This is a genomic window from Reinekea marinisedimentorum (assembly GCF_004341165.1).
GTDB classification, from domain to species: domain Bacteria; phylum Pseudomonadota; class Gammaproteobacteria; order Pseudomonadales; family Natronospirillaceae; genus Reinekea; species Reinekea marinisedimentorum.
Genome location: NZ_SLZR01000001.1, coordinates 60,194 through 76,730, shown reverse-complemented (window position 1 = coordinate 76,730; position 16,537 = coordinate 60,194). Strand labels below are relative to the sequence as shown.

Below are 16,537 nucleotides of genomic sequence, written 5' to 3'. Positions count from 1 at the left end.
CTGAGCAAAGCTAGGAGAGTTCATTGGGCGCATATATTGTTCGCCGCTTGCTGTTGATGATTCCGACCCTGTGGGCAATCATCACCATCAACTTTTTCATTGTGCAGTTGGCCCCCGGCGGCCCGGTTGATCAGGCGCTGGCGGCCGCACAGGGCATTGAAGGCACCATGCTCGATCGTGTCACCAATGCCAACCAATCGGAGGTGTCCGAAAACAACGGGGAGGGGCAATCGAGCTATCGCGGCTCGCAGGGCCTCGACCCGGAAATCATCGCCGAAATCGAAAAGCGCTATGGCTTCGATAAACCGATTTACGTCCGCTATTTCAAAATGCTGGGCGACTACCTGCGCTTTGATTTTGGCGATTCGCTGTTTAAATCTGGCTCGGTGATTGGCCTGATTATCGAGCGTATGCCGGTGTCGATCTCCCTCGGCTTGTGGAGCACGCTGATCATCTATTTTGTCTCCATTCCGCTGGGTATAAAAAAGGCGATTCGCCACAACAGCCAGTTTGATATTTCTTCGACCACCCTGCTGATTGCGCTCAGTGCCATCCCCGGCTTTCTGTTTGCGGTATTGCTGGTGATTTTGTTTGCCGGTGGTAACTACTTTGATTGGTTCCCGATTCGCGGGCTCACCTCGAACAACTGGGCCGAGCTTTCCTGGTTCGGCAAGATTATCGACTACTTCTGGCATATGACGCTGCCGATCATCGCCACCGTCGTCGGGGGCTTTACCGTGCTGACCATGCTCACCAAGAATTCGTTTCTGGACGAGATTGCCAAGCAGTATGTCATTACTGCCCGCGCCAAGGGCAACACCGAAAACCGCATTCTGTACAAGCACGTGTTCCGCAATGCCATGCTGATTATTATTGCCGGCTTCCCGGCCACCTTTATCAGCCTGTTCTTTACTGGCTCGGTGCTGATTGAAGTGATCTTTTCGCTGGAAGGCCTGGGCCTGCTCGGCTTTGAAGCCATGGGGCAGCGCGATTATCCCATTATGTTTGGCACGCTTTATATGTTTACACTGCTGGGTTTGCTGTTAGGCCTGCTCGGCGATTTGATGTACACCGTGGTCGACCCACGCATCGATTTCGAGGCGCGCTGATATGCAGTTAAATCCGTTAGCGCAAAAGCGCCTCAGCCTGTTTAAGAAAAACAAACGCGCGGTCATTTCCTTATGGCTGTTCGGCTTTCTGTTTTTTGTGTCGTTGTTTTCCGAACTGATCGCCAACGATAAACCCATTCTGGTGCGTTACGACGGCGACTTCTATGTGCCGTTTCTGGTCGCCTACAGCGAAACCGAATTCGGCGGCGATTTTGAAACCGAGGCCGATTACAAAGATCCGTTCGTCACCGAATTGATTGAGGAAAAGGGCTGGATACTCTGGCCGCTAGTTCCGTTCCACTACAGCACCATCAATTACGACCTGCCAACACCGGCGCCGTCGCCACCGGATGCCGTCAACTGGCTCGGCACCGATGATAACGGCCGCGATGTGCTGGCGCGGATTCTCTACGGCTTCCGTATTTCCTGTTTGTTCGGTTTTATTCTCACCGCCATTTCTACAGTGATTGGGGTTTCCGCCGGTGCGGTGCAGGGCTTTTACGGCGGCCGTATCGACCTGTACTTTCAGCGCTTTATTGAGGTGTGGGGCAGTATGCCGACGCTGTTCATCCTGATTATTCTGGCCTCGGTGATTCAGCCGAGCTTCTGGATGCTGATGGGCATTCTGCTGCTGTTCAGCTGGATGGGTTTTGTCGGTGTGGTGCGCGCCGAGTTTCTGCGCACCCGTAATTTTGAATACGTACAGGCCGCACGCGCGCTGGGCATGAGCAACAACCGCATCATGTTCCGCCATGTGTTGCCCAACGCCATGGTGGCAACGCTGACCATGATGCCGTTCGTGCTCAGTGGTTCGGTCACCACGCTGACCTCGCTCGATTTTCTCGGCTTTGGTTTGCCGCCCGGCTCGCCGTCCCTCGGTGAACTTTTGGCGCAGGGTAAGGCCAATATTCAGGCGCCCTGGCTGGGGCTTTCTGCGTTTGTGGTGTTGGGCCTGCTCATGGCACTGCTGGTCTTTGTTGGTGAAGGTGTGCGTGATGCGTTTGATCCGCGCCATCAGAAATAGGAAACAGTCATGACTGCCCTGGTTGAATTTAAAAATGTATCCATCGGCCTGCAACTGGAAGACGGTTTTCAGACGATTGTGAAAGACCTGAATCTCGCCATCAACAAAGGCGAGATTGTCGGCCTGGTGGGTGAGAGCGGCTCCGGTAAATCCATCAGCGCGCTTTCGATCATGCAGCTGCTGCCCAGTGTTTTAAGCTACAGCGACGAAAGTGAGCTGTATCTGGATGGCACCGATGTACTCAAGGCCGATGAAAAAAAGCTGCGCCAGTTGCGCGGTAATAAGGTTGGTTGCATTTTTCAGGAGCCGATGACCTCGCTCAACCCGCTGCAGACCATTGAAAAGCAAATGGCCGAAGTGCTGTACCTGCACCGTGGCTGGCTGATGAACCAGAAGCAAACCACCGAGCACATTCTGGAAGGGTTGCGGCATGTGGAACTGCGCGAACCGGAAAAGAAACTCAAGGCCTACCCGCACCAGCTCTCCGGTGGTGAACGCCAACGGGTGATGATCGCCATGGCGCTGCTGAACGAGCCGGAACTGCTCATTGCCGATGAACCGACCACCGCGCTCGATGTGACCGTGCAGGCGCAAATTCTGGAGCTGATTAAAAAACTGCAGGCCGAATTTAACATGGCGGTGTTGTTTATCAGTCACGATTTAGGCGTGGTGCGGCGCATGGCCGACCGCGTGGCGGTGATGGAAAGCGGCATACTGGTCGAGCAGGGCAGCACCGAAGCCATCTTTACCAACGCACAGCACCCGTACACTCAGAAATTACTGGCGGCAGAACCGAGCGGCAAACCGGTGCCAACGAGCGCGGACAGCACGCAATTAACCGTCGATCAGGTGCGCGTTTGGTTCCCGATTCAAAAGGGTATTTTGCGCCGCGTGGTCGATCACATCAAAGCCGTGACCGATGTTTCTATTGAGATTAAACACGGCCAAACGCTGGGTATTGTCGGTGAGAGTGGCTCCGGCAAATCGACCCTGGCAAAAGCCATTTTAGGTTTGGAAAAAAGCGAGGGCGACATTCAGTTTGAATCGCAATCGCTGAAAAACTTAACCCACCAGCAGTGGCAACCGTTTCGCAAAAAGATGCAGGTGGTGTTTCAGGATCCGTATGGCAGCCTCAGCCCGCGCATGACCGTTGAGCAGATTATTGCCGAAGGCTTAGAGGTGAATAAGATCGGCAGCCGCGAAAGCCGGGAGCAGGCCGTGATCGAGATTATGCACAAGGTTGGCCTGAACCCGGATATGCGCCACCGCTACCCAAACGAGTTTTCCGGTGGCCAGCGCCAGCGCATTGCCATCGCCCGGGCGATGATTCTGGAGCCAGAACTGGTGGTGCTGGATGAACCGACCTCATCGCTCGACCGAACCGTACAGTTTCAGATTATTGAACTGCTGAAAAAACTGCAGCGCGAAAAAAACATCAGCTACATCTTTATCTCGCACGACTTAAAGGTGGTGAAAGCCATCGCCCATGAGGTGGTGGTGATGAAACAGGGTGAAATCGTCGAGCAGGGCAGTCAGGTATTTGAAGCGCCGCAGCAGGATTACACCAAGCGCTTGGTCGAGACGGCGTTCAGTTACTGACAACCAGTGACGCTCTAGGCCGCTTCTGCCTCTAAGCCTGCGGCGTCGTCTTCGGTTAAATTCCTCAGCCATATGCGTTTTTTTGCTCGGCGGAATGAAAGCGTCGCCTTGGCGAATTCCTCAACCAGCACCATGGCATAAACCCAGACATAGCCCAGCTCAAAGACAAAGGCGGCGACAAAGCTGGCCGGAATACCGAGCAGCCACATGGCGATCATATCGGTAGCCAGCACGTATTTGTTATCGCCGCCCGCGCGCAGAATGCCAATAATCAGCACCATGTTCAGGGTTTTAATCCAGCTGGTAAAACAAACCACAAACAGCAGCTGCTCACACAACCGGTACAGGCTGTCCGTTGGGTCGAGTAACAGCGGCAGATACACCGGCTTTAACAGGAACAGCAGCAGGCCAAACAACACCGATGCTATGGGCGCAAACAGCGTAAAGCGCCGGGCGAGCAGTTCGGCCTCGTCGAAATTATTACGGCCGAGATTCTGGCCAATCAGCACCGAACAGGCCGTGACAAAACCAAAAAACAGGGCGTGATACATGCCTTCGATCGGGCTGATTAAGCTCAAGGAAGCCAGCGCCTCGGTGCCCACATGTGAAGCGATGCCGTGATAAATAAAGGTACCAAAGCCCCACAGGGTGAAGTTAACGGTGAGCGGCGCCGCCGCGCTTCGGTAGCTTTTCAGGTAAGGGCGCATCAGTTGTCGGGTCTGGTACAGGCTGGTCAGGCGTAGCGGGTGGCGGCGCATGGCCAGATACACCAGAAACAGCAACAGCTGGACCGTACGGGCAATCACACTGGCCACGGCAACACCCGTTACACCGAGCTGCGGGAACGGCCCAATGCCGTAAATCAGCAGATAGTTCAGCGCTATGTTGAGCACTATGGCGACCGTTGCCAGCACCAGTGGCGCAACCGTTTCGCTGCGCGCACGCAGTGCACTTTCATAGCAGATGATGACATGCGTTAAAAACAGCAATGGAATGGTAATTCTCAGATAACCGCTGGCGTAGCGGATCAGGTTTTCATCCTGGGTCAGTAAACCCAGCAGCAGTTCCGGGGCGAACAGAAACACCAGTGCAAAGGGCACCAGCAACGCCAGCCCGGAAAGCACGCCCAGGCTCAAAATACCCTGCGCCGCCTTGTGGTTGCCGCGGCCATGGTGCTGCGCCACCAGAATAGAAATAGCGGTTCCCAAGCCGGCCATGATCATGATCAGCACAAAGTGCAGCTTGGCGCTGATGCCAATCGCTGCCACGGCCGCCGCGCCCAGGGCGGTGACCATAAATACATCCGACATGCCCAGCACGCTGACCAGCATATTTTGCAGGGCGGTAGGAAGGGCAAGCCGAATCAGTTGCTGCAGGCGGGTTGGGTGCATCGGTGAATTCCCGGGTCGAGTTGTGTGGTTATTTTTCGGTGCAGTATAGGTGAGCAGCGATGGAGAGGGTAACGCTCCGGGCAAGCTAATTTGTGAAATGGCCGTCAACCTTTAGTATAAATCAGATATACCGTTACGCTGTTTCGTAGTTTGGCTCTTAGTTGAACAATTAGAAGGATTTTCAATGATCACCCACATCTTATTTGATCACGATGGTGTACTTGTCGATACCGAAAAGTGGTTCTTCGAAGCGACCCGTGAAGCCCTGCTAAGGCTGAACATTATGATGACCTTCGACGACTACAAACAACACCTGGTCAATGGCTATTCTAACTGGGCAGTGGCACAGGCTAACGGTGTTTTTGAGCAAGAAATAGAGGCGGCGAAGGCCTGGCGTAATAAACGCTATCAGCACTATCTGCAACAGGAGGACATCGATATTCCCGGTGTCGTTGAGGTTCTAAACAAGCTGAGCAGGCATTTCCAAATGGCTGTGGTGACAACTTCCCGCCGCAGTGATTTCAGTCTGATCCATCAGCACCGAAACCTGCTCGGCAGCATGACGTTTGTGTTGTGCCGCGAGGATTATGTAAAAGCAAAACCCGATGCCGAACCCTATCTGGCGGCACTGAAAAAATTTGCCATTGCACCAGAGAATGCTGTTGTGGTGGAAGATTCTAAACGCGGCCTGGCAGCGGCTGAAGCCGCGGGTATTAAGACCATCAGGGTGCATAATGAGTTTGTTGCCCACCAGCGGGCGCGGTCGGATTATCAGATTAGTGCGCTGCAAGAGCTACCGGAACTGTTAAAACGAGTACAGCAAAAGAGTCGTTAGGCCGGAAGCCACCCGTGAACAGGGCTAGCCAATGTGATGCTCCATCAAAAAATTCGTCAGCACCCTGCCATTTATCTCCGCCTGCTGCTGTTTTAAAACACGAAAGCCAAAGTGCTCAAAGAAAGGTCGGGCAGTGATGCTGACGTTGGCGTAAAGGCGAGCAATGCCCGCTTCTTTGCCGGCTGTAAAAATGTGATCCATTAACGCCTTACCCACACCTTGGCCCTGATGCTCTGCATGGCAGAAGAAGTGATCGATGTAGCCATCGGCTTGCAGGTCGGCAAAGCCTACGATCTCTCCGTTAATTTCAGCGATAAAGGGGGCCATGGCATCGGCGCGCTTTTGCCAGAGCTCTGCTGAAATATGCTCGGGTGCCCAGGCCTGAACCTGATCCGGCTGGTAGTCGCGGCTATTAATGCGGCGAATGGTATTGAACTTCAGCTGCCAAAGCGGGCTGGCATCGCTGTTCTGGTAGGTTCGAATATTAATTTGATTCAAAATTCGGTGACTCCCGGATGGCCTGTGGCGGGGTATACAGTGTGCATTCTAAACCGCTTTCGCAGAGCGAATGAATAGGGCAATAGAGGCTCGGCTCTGACAGACGTCATTACACCAAATCTGCTATTTTGTATTATTGTTATACAAAAACTAGAAAGACCTTTCTCGACAGACTCCAGAAATTCACCAACTGCTGGGAACAGCAGTGCAATAAAAAGGATCAGAAATGAACAAGAAAAAAGTGCTTGTTTTGGGTACTGGTTTTGCCGGTCAGGGCCATGCGAAGGCGTTTATCGATGCGGGTGCAGAAATTGTCGGCATCGTGGGTCGTACAGCCAGCGTGGTTTCGGAAGTAGCGGAAAAGATGGGCATTCCATACTCGGGCACCGACTGGCAGGCGGCTCTGGATGCCTGTAAGCCAGATGTTGTTTCTATCGCCACGCCGGGCGGCGCGCACTACGAGCCGGTTCTGCAGGCCCTGAATGCCGGTTGCCATGTGTTCTGCGATAAGCCATTGGCGACGAATGGCGATGAAGCCAAAGAGATGATGGAACTGGCCGAAAAGAAAGGTCTGAAAACTGCCTTTGCCTCCAGCTTCCGCTTTATGCCGGAAATCATCCACGCCCGCCGACTCATTCAACAGGGTAAAATCGGTGAGCCACGTGAAGTAGAGCTGATTTCGCACTTTAACCTCGATAAAAACATTCCCTTCGGCTGGTCGCATACCATCGATGCCGGTGGTGGCCGCCTGAACAACAACTTCACCCACCTCTTGTCTATTGTGACCTATACCATTGGTGAGAGCATTCTGGCGATCAGTGGCGATATTCGTAAAGACCTGGCGCGTGCGCCGAAAGTGGCCGGGGTGCATAACTTTACCGAGCGCCGCAACTTCATTCCGGAAGACCTGAACGACCCGAACCTGGAGTGGGGCGAGTCAGACGTAGAGTGGTCGTACACTGTGATGGCCAAGGTCAAGGCCGATACCTACCCGGCGGAAAAACCGGTTTCGGTATTGTTCAAGCATGGTGGTTTGGTGCCGCGCTTTAACGAAGACCATATTGTTTTCCACGGCAGTGAAGGCTCTATTTACATTAAGGGTCACTATGGGGCTGGCCCGCTGTATATCTGGGCAGACACTAACGAATGGCAGGAGTTGCCATTGCCGCAGGATATCAGCGATAGTCTGCCGGATATCAAAGACGATACCCAGCGCAGCTGGACGTACCTGGCCAAGCTGCTGATCAACGACCTGAGCGGCGTTGCCGATGAGCCTTATCAGAGCTTTAAAGACGGTTACCGCTACCAGCGTATGATCGACATTGTGCGCGACAGCGATAACTGGGTGGATACCTCAGCGTTGTAACTCGCTTTTACAAGCCGGTGGCCTTCGCCGCCGGTTTTTTATTTGCTTTTCTTAACTCTCTTGTAGCCCTTGCCGATCAGTATGCCCAGTGTCATGGGTATGCCGATCATCAGCGCAGCCTTAAGAAAGGGCAGGCTGACGTTGATAAAGGTGCGAGGCAGTTCTTCATGGGCATGACCGCCTGCGCCTTTACCCATCCCCATCCCCATTCCGGAACCCTGACCCCGGAAACTGTAAGACCAGTCGCTGAAGCCCACATAGTAGAACCCCACACAAACCAGAATGCTGATCAGGCTGATGATAAACGCTTTAGCATAGCCGTTGTTCATGATTGCTTTCATTGCGCACCTCCGGAGACTGCCTGAGCTTTTGTTATCGGTTTGCGGGCAAAGACCTTCTTCGTCATTTTCACCACCCAGCTCCAGTGCAGCGCCATATGAACACCGATCATGACCAGCAGAAAGTTTGCCGCATCGTGATGCATGGCTTTCCAGAAGGCATCACGGCCAACTTCAAAACCGAGCATTGGCAGTGCTTCCTTCGAGGTCAGCAGGCCGCTGATCAGTACCCAAAGCATGGCCAGATAGAGCGCCATATTGAGCACTACATTTAGCCGGCTTTGCAGGTTTAACCGGCCAAAGAAGCGCTTGGGTATGTTGGTGATCCACTCCCAGTGCTGAACCAGATGAACAATGAACGGCACTAACAACGCGAGTCCAAGCCATTCATGGATGAGGTTGCCGGTCGCTTTCTGAGCGGCGACACAGAGCATCAGCAGCAGTAACAGAGCGTCAATTGCGTATCTGGCTTTGTTGATATTTTTGGTCCAGGAAAACATAAGCCACCTGTAAGTTAGTTGAGTACTGAAAGACTAACCGGTGAATATGCAAAAAATAAGGATATTAAATATGTGTTTAGCGAGGGAGGTATGGTGAGAAAAACACCCCGCACCAGAGGTGCGGAGCCAAGGAGATTATAATGAAAAAACACTTACTGCTGCATTTAGAAAAAGGGTAACCAGCCCTCAGTAAGTGAGACACATACTACGCTAGAAAGTTGCATCAAATATGGATGCAATTACAACTGAATGTAAGAGTAAGGTCAGCACAGGTAAGGGTTACGCAGCATCGTGTCAGCCCGGCTTGCGGCTGAGCAGATATTCCTGAAAACCATGCCCGGTATCATTGCCATAATGAAAGGCACTGACGGTGAAATCCGGCAGCAGTTTCATCAGTGACGCGGTGGAAGCAAACGGCCGGTCGCTTTCGCCTGCTAAACGGTTGGAAACCGTGAGCGTGCCGTTCTCCTGCACACTGAAAACCGCAGGCCGCTTCGGAACCTGATGCTCGGCATAGCCAATCACGTGCAACAGTGAGCCGGCTGGCATTTTTTTGCTGAGTGCCGCACCCAGGGTCCGAATCTGTTCTTCGCTGCAGAAATTAAAAATATCCCAGCTCAGTACCAGATGAATCTCGTCCGGTTCCTGCGCTCTTAGAATATGCAGGTTAATCCGTTCGCTCTCTGCATCGGCCAGCTTTTTCTTCCAGGCCATCGTTGAGAAAAGGTCTTCAATAAACAGTTGACCGGAATGGCGGTTCAAGAAGTGAGTTTCGCGACCGGTTTTTTTACCCAGGTCAAGCAGTGTCATTTCCTGCATTTGGCCTTTGCGGCTCAGTACCTCTGAAAGAATTGGCAGTGAGATGGTTGTGTTCTCGGAAGAAAAGTAGGCCACCTTTTCAACGTGGGTTTGGCCTTTGTATTCCTGCTGGCTGAAGTGGCTACCAAATGCCAGTACCATCTCTTTTATGCTTTGGTGCATACCCTGCTGATTAATATGCGAATGCTGCAAACTGAAGCCGCCCATTTTTTTTAGCAGTTTAATCAGCGTATGGCGCGGCGATGGAATCAGCCGGCCGGAATCGTAACTGAATTCGAAACTGAAATTTTCCTGTAACCGGAAGTGAATGGGTGTGGCCGGAATATTCGCACCGGTGTACTGCATCATATGCAGGCGGGTATGCTCGTTGAAGTTGGGGCTGAGCAGGTTGAACAGAATTTCAATGGATTCCAGCGTCAGGTAGTTCAATACATCCCAACACAGCACAACATCGAATGTCTGATTGCGGTTGGTCAGCATCAGATGATCTTCGATCAGCGACTGAAAATTACTTTGATCGGCATTTAACGCAGGAAAAACCTCAGCGATGTCTTCAACAAAACACTTATAGCCGCTGTTGAGAAAGGTCTGGGTGGTGCCACTGGTGAGAGGGCCGAGGTCTAAAACCGTACCGCCGGAGGAATCCAAACTCTCCATCAGGTTTTCCAGGCCGGTTGCGCGGTGGTAGCTTGGCTTAGCCATGCCGTGAGTCTTCATATTGATTGGCCTGTTGCGATTCCGATAGCTTAAGAGGAAGGGCTGCAGGTTAACACTAAGCTGAGGCTTTAAAAACGCTGCCGTTCACAGACAGCGTAAAATGAGTGTTTATTGGATAAGCCCAAACAGCCTTGGTAAGAACAGACTGATTGCCGGGATGAAGGTGATCAGCATGAGGGTAATCATCAACACCGCACAGAAAGGCAGTATTGATTTAATCACATCCTCAATTTTAGCCTCACTGACACTGCAACCAACGAACAGTGCGGTACCCACCGGTGGTGTGGCAATGCCAATACACAGGTTGAAGATAATCATCATTGCGAAGTGGATTTGATGCATTCCCAAATCGGCCGCGATCGGCATGAAGATGGGTGTGAATATCAACAGCGCTGGGGTTAAATCCATAAACATACCCACGATCAGCAGAATCACGTTCATCATGATGAAGATAATGATCGGATTATCGGAGATCGACAGCATCCAGTCGCTGATCATTGTCGGCAACCCTGTAAAGGCCATGGCCCAGGACATTATCGTAGAGGCCCCGATCAGGAACAGCATAATGCCGGTGATCTCTGTCGTTTCTATGCAAATGGTTTTGCAATCGGCAAGGCTGATTGAACGATAACAGAGCGAGAGTATCAGCGCATAAAGTACCGCTATACAGGCACCCTCGGTTGCGGTGAATACACCACCGATAATACCGCCGATGACCACAATGATTAGCCCAAGGCTGGGTAAGGCCTGCCAAACCGTGATGAGTTTTTCCCGCATACTGGTGTGTGCAGTGTGCTGAACCCCGTAGCCCTTTTTCTTGGCGATTACATAGGCAACAACCATGCAGCTCAAGCCCATTAAAATGCCGGGAATGTAGCCCGCGATAAAAAGTGCTGCGACTGAGGTTCCGCCACTGACGACTGAAAATACAATCAGTGAATTGCTGGGTGGAATCAACAGACCCGCCGGGCAAGATGCCGCATTCACTGCGGTAGAAAAGGATTTATCGTATCCTTCTTCCTGTTGTTGAGGCATCAGGGTTTTACCGACTGCCGCAGCAGCAGCGACGGCAGATCCAGAAACTGCACCAAACATCATGTTGGAAAGAATATTCACCTGAGCGAGTGAACCCGGCATGCGGCCAACAAGTAGCTTTGCGAAGTTTACCAACCGTGTGGCGATGCCTCCGCGATTCATAATGTTACCTGCCAGAATAAAAAACGGGATGGCTAACAGACTGAAGCTGTCCACACCGGTCACAATTTTTTGTCCTGCAGTCATAACAGCAACGTCAAATGGAAGGATGGTGAACATAATCACCAGCGATGACATCGCGATTGCAATTGCGATTGGAACGCTTATCGCAGTCATCAGCAAAAACAGGCATAAAAGCCAAAAACCAACTGAAATATCCATAAATTATCCTTTGAAAAATTCGTGCGCTTAGCAGTTATTTCTTTTTCCAAACGGTATCGATCATGTTTAACGCAACGTATATCACCGTGACGACTCCGGAGATTGGCAGAATCATATAGATGTAAGCCATCGGTATTTGCAGCGCCGGTGATAGCTGTTGCATGGTTCGGCCGACCAGGGCACTACCGCCTTTGATCATGGCTAAAACGACAAATGTCAGGATGAGTATTTGAATAAAAATTTGCAGCGCAGTGTTGGCTTTTTCAGGTAAGTGCGACGGTAAAAGAGTAATGGCTAAGTGCGCATTTTTACCGAATAGATAGCTGGCACCCAGTAAGCCAAGCCAGATCATCGTGTACCGGGAAAGCTCGTCGGTAAATGAACTGGGGTCATTGAGAATGTAACGGCTGAACACCTGCCATGTCACTGTAACCACTAAAAGAATGAGCGCGAAACCACAAAGGCTAAGGATAGAGTTATTTAAAATTTTTCGAGTTATCGTGCAGAATTTCTTCATTAAAAAAACCTCTGAAGAAGTGATTTCTGCAAAAGCAAAGCCCTTACAGAAATCACAGAAGAATGCCTAAGTATTAAAGCGCTTTAATTTTTTCTATGAAGTACGCGAGCTTAGGGTCTTCCATTGCTGCGTTAACCATGGGCTGAACTTTTTCGCGGAATTTTTCTTTGTCTACTTCAACAAACTGAACGCCAAGTTCTTTCGCTTTCGCAACGTTGCTGCCTTCAATTTGATCCCAAAGTTTAATTTCTTCTTCGAGTGCTTCAGCCGCCGCTTCTTTGATTATCTTCTGCTCTTCAGCGGTAAGGCGTGCCCATGCCGCTTCAGAAATAATGATCAAATCCGGGCTCATGGTGTGCTGGTCCATCGAGTAGTATTTTGCCACTTCTGTGTGACGCATTTCGACCAGGCTGGATACATTGTTTTCAGCGCCTTCAATGACGCCCTGTTGCAGCCCTGTGTAGATTTCAGTAAACGGCATCGGTGTCGCTTTCGCACCAAGAAGATTGATCATCTCCATCATGGTCGGTGATTCCGGTACGCGGATTTTCATTCCTTTTAAGTCTTCCGGTGTTGTGAAGGGTTTGCTGCTGTAAAAACTGCGTGAACCGGAATCAAAAAAGGTTAAACCAATAAAGCCTTTACCGGCGCTGGAAACCAAAAGCTCTTGCGCGGCATCGCTGCGCATAAAGCTGCGCATGTGATCGGTGCTGTTAAACAGATAAGGAATTGAAATTGTTTTAAATGTTGGTTCAAACGATTCAGCTAACGAGCCATTGATCTTCGCCATATCCAGCGCGCCGGTCACGACCTGTTCTGCCTGATCACGTTCAGAGCCTAATTGGGCATTTGGGAAAATCTTTATTTTTAAATCGCCGTGGGATTTTTCTTTTACTTTATCGGCAAAAACCACCATGCCTTTGTGCGCTGCATTTTCCAGGGACATGGCATGGCCCAGTGTTAAAGTTTTTGCGCTTACGCCGACACTTGCAAATAGAGATGCAGCAACGAGAGTTGCGAGATAACGTTTTTTCATGTGTTCACCATTTTATTTTTGTTAGAGTGCTTTATGAATGACGGTTGCCATATTGATAACAATGTCAAAATGAATACTACAATAATATAATATGACAAAATTGAGCCAGATCATTTATTGAACAGGGGTAAATCAGGCCTGTGCGTAAGCCGTTGGTGTGAGCTGTCGATGTGAGCCGGTGATGTCAGTGACGAGGGCAAAGGCTTGAAGCAGGCGAAGGCTGCGGTAATGGCGGGGGTGTGCGATGGGTGGTGAGTTAAAACGGAGAGTAGCGGCGAGCTACTCTCGGGGATCGTTGCGGTTTTACTGATTCAGGTTGCAGGCACCCGGCTCAATTCGATTTGTCTGCCTGTTTGTTTACAGCAGGCTTGGTGTCATTGGTTACCGGTTTGCCAGGCTTAGAATCTGCGGCGCTGTCTTTTGCCTTACGCACCGGGAGCTCCGGGTGAACCAGCTTTTCTTTGAAGGCATCGCGGCGTTCGGCCTGTTCTGCGTCGGTATCGACCATATCCATGGAGCCGCGGAATTTACCGCCATCTTCCAGTTGAATACGCGGGGCAATCAGGTTGCCTTTTACCACGGCAGTTTTCTTTATTTCGATCAGTTCATCGGCCAGTACATCGCCGGTCAGCTTGCCGTTAATGACAATGTTCTGGGCATGAATGTTGGCCTGCAGCTCACCGGTGGAGCCGATGGTCAGGTTCTGCCCCTGCATTAGCACGGTGCCTTCAATCTTGCCTTCGATCAGCAGATCTTCAGTGCCGACCAGCTCACCACGGAACTGAATGTTGTGGCCAATGACCGAGCGGATAGCGGGTTCTGCAGCTGTGGCGGGTGCGGCAGGTTTGATTTCCTGAGTTACAGTGACGCTGGGCTTGGGGGCCGGTGGAACGGTGCTTTCAATCGTAGTGTCTTCACGTTTAAAGCCGCCTAAAAAACTGCGTGCGTCTCCGGTGGAGTGGTTTCTGTCAGACATGAATTACCTCATTTCAGCTTTGCTTATGCGAAAAATCGGAGTCATCCATGACCGCTAACAACCCTGTTTAAACTGAACCTGATGTGCAGAGTATTTCTTTCAGGGGTCGAGCCAGTATAGGGACAGAAACCGGAAAAGCCGACGTAAACCGACGCCTATTGTAAACGGAATCAGAGAACTGTGAACTGAATCTAAGTTGTTGGCCTGAAGGGGGAAAGGCGAACATTCGGGCTATAGATTCTTAGCTGCCCGAAGCCTTGCGGGGAAACGAGAAAGCGGGGGAGTGCTTTCAGGTTTGGTTCACGTGTCAGTCGCCGCTGTGATCAGGCGTCTGCGACAATGGAGCTCCAGTTGGTGGCGAATGGCTCGATAAAGGCGGAAAGGATATTGGCGTCTTTGTCTGCCAGCTCAGCTTTATTGAAGCCGGGCTTATCTTTCTCGTTTAAAAGCTCAAATGGGTGATTAAACACCTCATAGCCTTCACTGGAGGTTGTTAACACGGATGGTTTGCTCATGATTTTTTCCTTAATAATTCAATCAGCGCGCGAATTGTATGACAAATATTTCGAATGGTGAATGGCACTTCTGTCGAAGGCAGGCTAAGGGTGGCGTGTGTCAGTTTTGTTGAGGTTGGATGAAGCTTGTATGTGAAATGGTGTTCTAGTTTGGAATAAAAACATGAGTATTGTGGTAGGGCCACCGATTGGTGGCCCTAGGTTGTGGATAAACCCCGTCGACGAAAAGGTAGCTCCTAAATAGACCGCTGCAAGTATCGTCCTGATACGCTCGACGAAAACATCCATGTTTTCGACGTCTATTTAGGAGCTACCTTTTCGTCGCCTTGACGACTGTGGTGACTTTGTCGGCAGTCTGGGGCCACCCATCGGTGGCCTCATAAGCGTTTCCTTTACGCGTTTGGCTGCGTGGTTTGAATATCGAATAACACCTCCGGCGCCTTGCTTTCCGTGAATAGCAGCTTGTGGTTAATAATCTTCAGGCTTTCATCCTGCCGGTGAGAAACAAACAGCAGCGTCGTAGGGCCGTTCGCGATAATGCGCTCAACCGTGTTGAGTACGTAGTAGCGGTTAAAGTCGTCCAGCCCCTGCGTGGGTTCATCCAGTATCAGCAGTGGCGGTTGCTTGATGAGTGCTCGGGCCATCAGTACCAGCCGCTGCTCGCCCATAGATAGCTGCCGGAATGGGGTGTTCCATTTTTCACGCAGGCCAATCAACGCCAGCCAGCTCAGCGCCAGTTGTTTTTCACTCTCGCCGATAGCCTTATACACGCCAATGGAGTCGGTTAGCCCGGAGACCACCGCGGTTAATGCATTACCGGCAACGCGGTAGTCGCGGTGCAGGTTGCCGGAAACATAGCCCAGGTGTTTTTTAATTTGCCAGATGCTTTCGCCCTGGCCGCGCTGATAGCCAAAAACCTGCATGCGGTTGCGATAGCACTGTGGGTGGTCGCCGGTGATTAGCCCGAGCAGGGTCGATTTGCCGCAGCCGTTTGGCCCGGAAATTTGGCTGTGTACGCCGGGCAGCAGCTGCCAGTTGAGGCCCTGAAACTGGTAAGTGTCATCGTATTGCACAAAGCCGTTCTCGATATGAACCAGCGGTTTGTTTTCCGGCCAGTCGTCCAGTTGAAACTGAGACTGGCGCGCGGGTAACGGCATGGGCTTGTTGCGCAGCGTTAGCAGGTGCTGCCATTGCTCGGCGAGATCATTCGGCATGGCGCCGGTGAAGCGCAGTTCGCCTTTATCGAGCAGGGCCAGCTGGCTGAAGCCGCTGCAGATGTCATCCTGCTGGTTCACCATTAACAGCAGCCATTGGCCATTGGCGATCAGCTGGTTGATGACCTGGTGCAGTTCATTGCGGCTGGCCGCATCCAAACCCTCGAAAGGTTCATCCAGAATTAATAGCTCCGGTTCGCTCAGCAGGGCATTGGCCAGCATCAGCTTGCGGCCTTCACCACTGCTCAGCAGGCGATAACCGCGATCGAGCAGGGGCGTTAGCTGCAGTGCTGCCGCTAGTTGCTGGTGCCGGTCAGACCAGGGGGCTGTTTCACACATGAGTTCCTTGACGGTGGTACCGGCATCGAGCTGATCCATGAAGTCGGTATCGTCGCGGTACAGTTCGCGCTCGTAAATGTGCTGCTGAGCCTCCAGCGAAACCCAGGCCACCTGCACCGGCCGCCCGGCTATTTCGCCGCTGCTTGGCGCCAGTTCTCCGCTGATGATTTGCGCCAGCGAGGTTTTTCCGCTGGCATTGGTGCCCAATAGCGCCCAGCATTCGCCGGGCTGAATGTGCCAGTTGATGTTATTGAGGATGGTCTGTTTGTTCAGGCGCAGATTCAGGTTGATTAGCTTCATAATTCGTCTTGATGCAGTTGTACCTTTA

At 51.6% G+C, this 16,537-nt stretch carries 16 protein-coding genes; 5 read left to right on the top strand and 11 right to left on the bottom strand.

Translation table 11 applies throughout. The features are described 5' to 3' along the window. Positions 1-23 precede the first annotated feature (23 nt). The 3 genes from BCF53_RS00385 to BCF53_RS00375 are packed head-to-tail and all read left to right on the top strand — an operon-like array spanning position 24 to position 3,732. On the top strand, positions 24-1,109 hold the full coding sequence (locus tag BCF53_RS00385) for a microcin C ABC transporter permease YejB (protein ID WP_132698732.1): 1,086 nt from the start codon (positions 24-26) through the stop codon (positions 1,107-1,109). A 1-nt stretch (position 1,110) separates the two neighbouring features. Beyond that, a complete protein-coding gene (locus BCF53_RS00380) occupies positions 1,111-2,133 on the top strand; it encodes an ABC transporter permease (RefSeq protein WP_132698730.1) in 1,023 nt (340 codons plus the stop codon). Positions 2,134-2,142: 9 nt separating this feature from the next. Beyond that, positions 2,143-3,732, top strand: coding sequence for an ABC transporter ATP-binding protein (locus BCF53_RS00375; protein WP_132698728.1), 1,590 nt, complete (start codon positions 2,143-2,145; stop codon positions 3,730-3,732). Between the two features lie 14 nt (positions 3,733-3,746). Here BCF53_RS00375 and BCF53_RS00370 read toward each other — a convergent pair whose 3' ends face one another. Next, complete coding sequence (locus BCF53_RS00370) at positions 3,747-5,123, bottom strand: MATE family efflux transporter (RefSeq protein WP_132698726.1); 1,377 nt, start codon at positions 5,121-5,123, stop codon at positions 3,747-3,749. Positions 5,124-5,307: 184 nt separating this feature from the next. On the opposite strand from BCF53_RS00370, the gene BCF53_RS00365 reads away from it, so the two are divergent. Next, the gene (locus BCF53_RS00365) at positions 5,308-5,958 is read left to right on the top strand and encodes an HAD family hydrolase (RefSeq protein WP_132698724.1); all 651 of its coding nucleotides are present in this window, start codon (positions 5,308-5,310) and stop codon (positions 5,956-5,958) included. 24 nt (positions 5,959-5,982) lie between these two features. On the opposite strand, the gene BCF53_RS00360 is transcribed toward BCF53_RS00365, so the two are convergent. Further along, complete coding sequence (locus BCF53_RS00360; RefSeq protein ID WP_243645741.1) at positions 5,983-6,456, bottom strand: GNAT family N-acetyltransferase; 474 nt, start codon at positions 6,454-6,456, stop codon at positions 5,983-5,985. A gap of 226 nt (positions 6,457-6,682) precedes the next feature. On the opposite strand from BCF53_RS00360, the gene BCF53_RS00355 reads away from it, so the two are divergent. Continuing rightward, on the top strand, positions 6,683-7,822 hold the full coding sequence (locus tag BCF53_RS00355; RefSeq protein WP_132698720.1) for a Gfo/Idh/MocA family protein: 1,140 nt from the start codon (positions 6,683-6,685) through the stop codon (positions 7,820-7,822). Between the two features lie 38 nt (positions 7,823-7,860). On the opposite strand, the gene BCF53_RS00350 is transcribed toward BCF53_RS00355, so the two are convergent. The 9 genes from BCF53_RS00350 to modF form a co-directional block, all read right to left on the bottom strand. Continuing rightward, on the bottom strand, positions 7,861-8,163 hold the full coding sequence (locus tag BCF53_RS00350) for a hypothetical protein (protein WP_132698718.1): 303 nt from the start codon (positions 8,161-8,163) through the stop codon (positions 7,861-7,863). Then, positions 8,160-8,660 carry a DUF4405 domain-containing protein gene (locus BCF53_RS00345; RefSeq protein WP_132698716.1) on the bottom strand — a complete coding sequence of 167 codons (501 nt, stop codon included), beginning with the start codon at positions 8,658-8,660 and terminating at the stop codon, positions 8,160-8,162. Before BCF53_RS00345 ends, BCF53_RS00350 begins: the two co-directional genes overlap by 4 nt. 294 nt (positions 8,661-8,954) lie before the next feature. Continuing rightward, positions 8,955-10,196 carry a class I SAM-dependent methyltransferase gene (locus tag BCF53_RS00340; RefSeq protein ID WP_132698714.1) on the bottom strand — a complete coding sequence of 414 codons (1,242 nt, stop codon included), beginning with the start codon at positions 10,194-10,196 and terminating at the stop codon, positions 8,955-8,957. Positions 10,197-10,304: 108 nt separating this feature from the next. Continuing rightward, on the bottom strand, positions 10,305-11,612 hold the full coding sequence (locus BCF53_RS00335; protein ID WP_132698712.1) for a TRAP transporter large permease: 1,308 nt from the start codon (positions 11,610-11,612) through the stop codon (positions 10,305-10,307). Positions 11,613-11,646: 34 nt separating this feature from the next. After that, positions 11,647-12,039 (bottom strand): TRAP transporter small permease, encoded by a 393-nt coding sequence (locus BCF53_RS00330; RefSeq protein ID WP_207902605.1) that lies wholly within the window; start codon positions 12,037-12,039, stop codon positions 11,647-11,649. Positions 12,040-12,202: 163 nt separating this feature from the next. After that, positions 12,203-13,165, bottom strand: a complete 963-nt coding sequence (locus BCF53_RS00325) for a TRAP transporter substrate-binding protein (RefSeq protein ID WP_132698708.1) — start codon at positions 13,163-13,165, stop codon at positions 12,203-12,205. A 331-nt stretch (positions 13,166-13,496) separates the two neighbouring features. Then, positions 13,497-14,141, bottom strand: coding sequence for a bactofilin family protein (locus BCF53_RS00320; RefSeq protein ID WP_132698706.1), 645 nt, complete (start codon positions 14,139-14,141; stop codon positions 13,497-13,499). A 323-nt stretch (positions 14,142-14,464) separates the two neighbouring features. After that, a complete protein-coding gene (locus tag BCF53_RS00315; RefSeq protein WP_132698704.1) occupies positions 14,465-14,656 on the bottom strand; it encodes a hypothetical protein in 192 nt (63 codons plus the stop codon). Between the two features lie 392 nt (positions 14,657-15,048). After that, complete coding sequence (modF, locus tag BCF53_RS00305) at positions 15,049-16,509, bottom strand: molybdate ABC transporter ATP-binding protein ModF (protein ID WP_165901764.1); 1,461 nt, start codon at positions 16,507-16,509, stop codon at positions 15,049-15,051. Between the last annotated feature and the right edge of the window lie 28 nt (positions 16,510-16,537).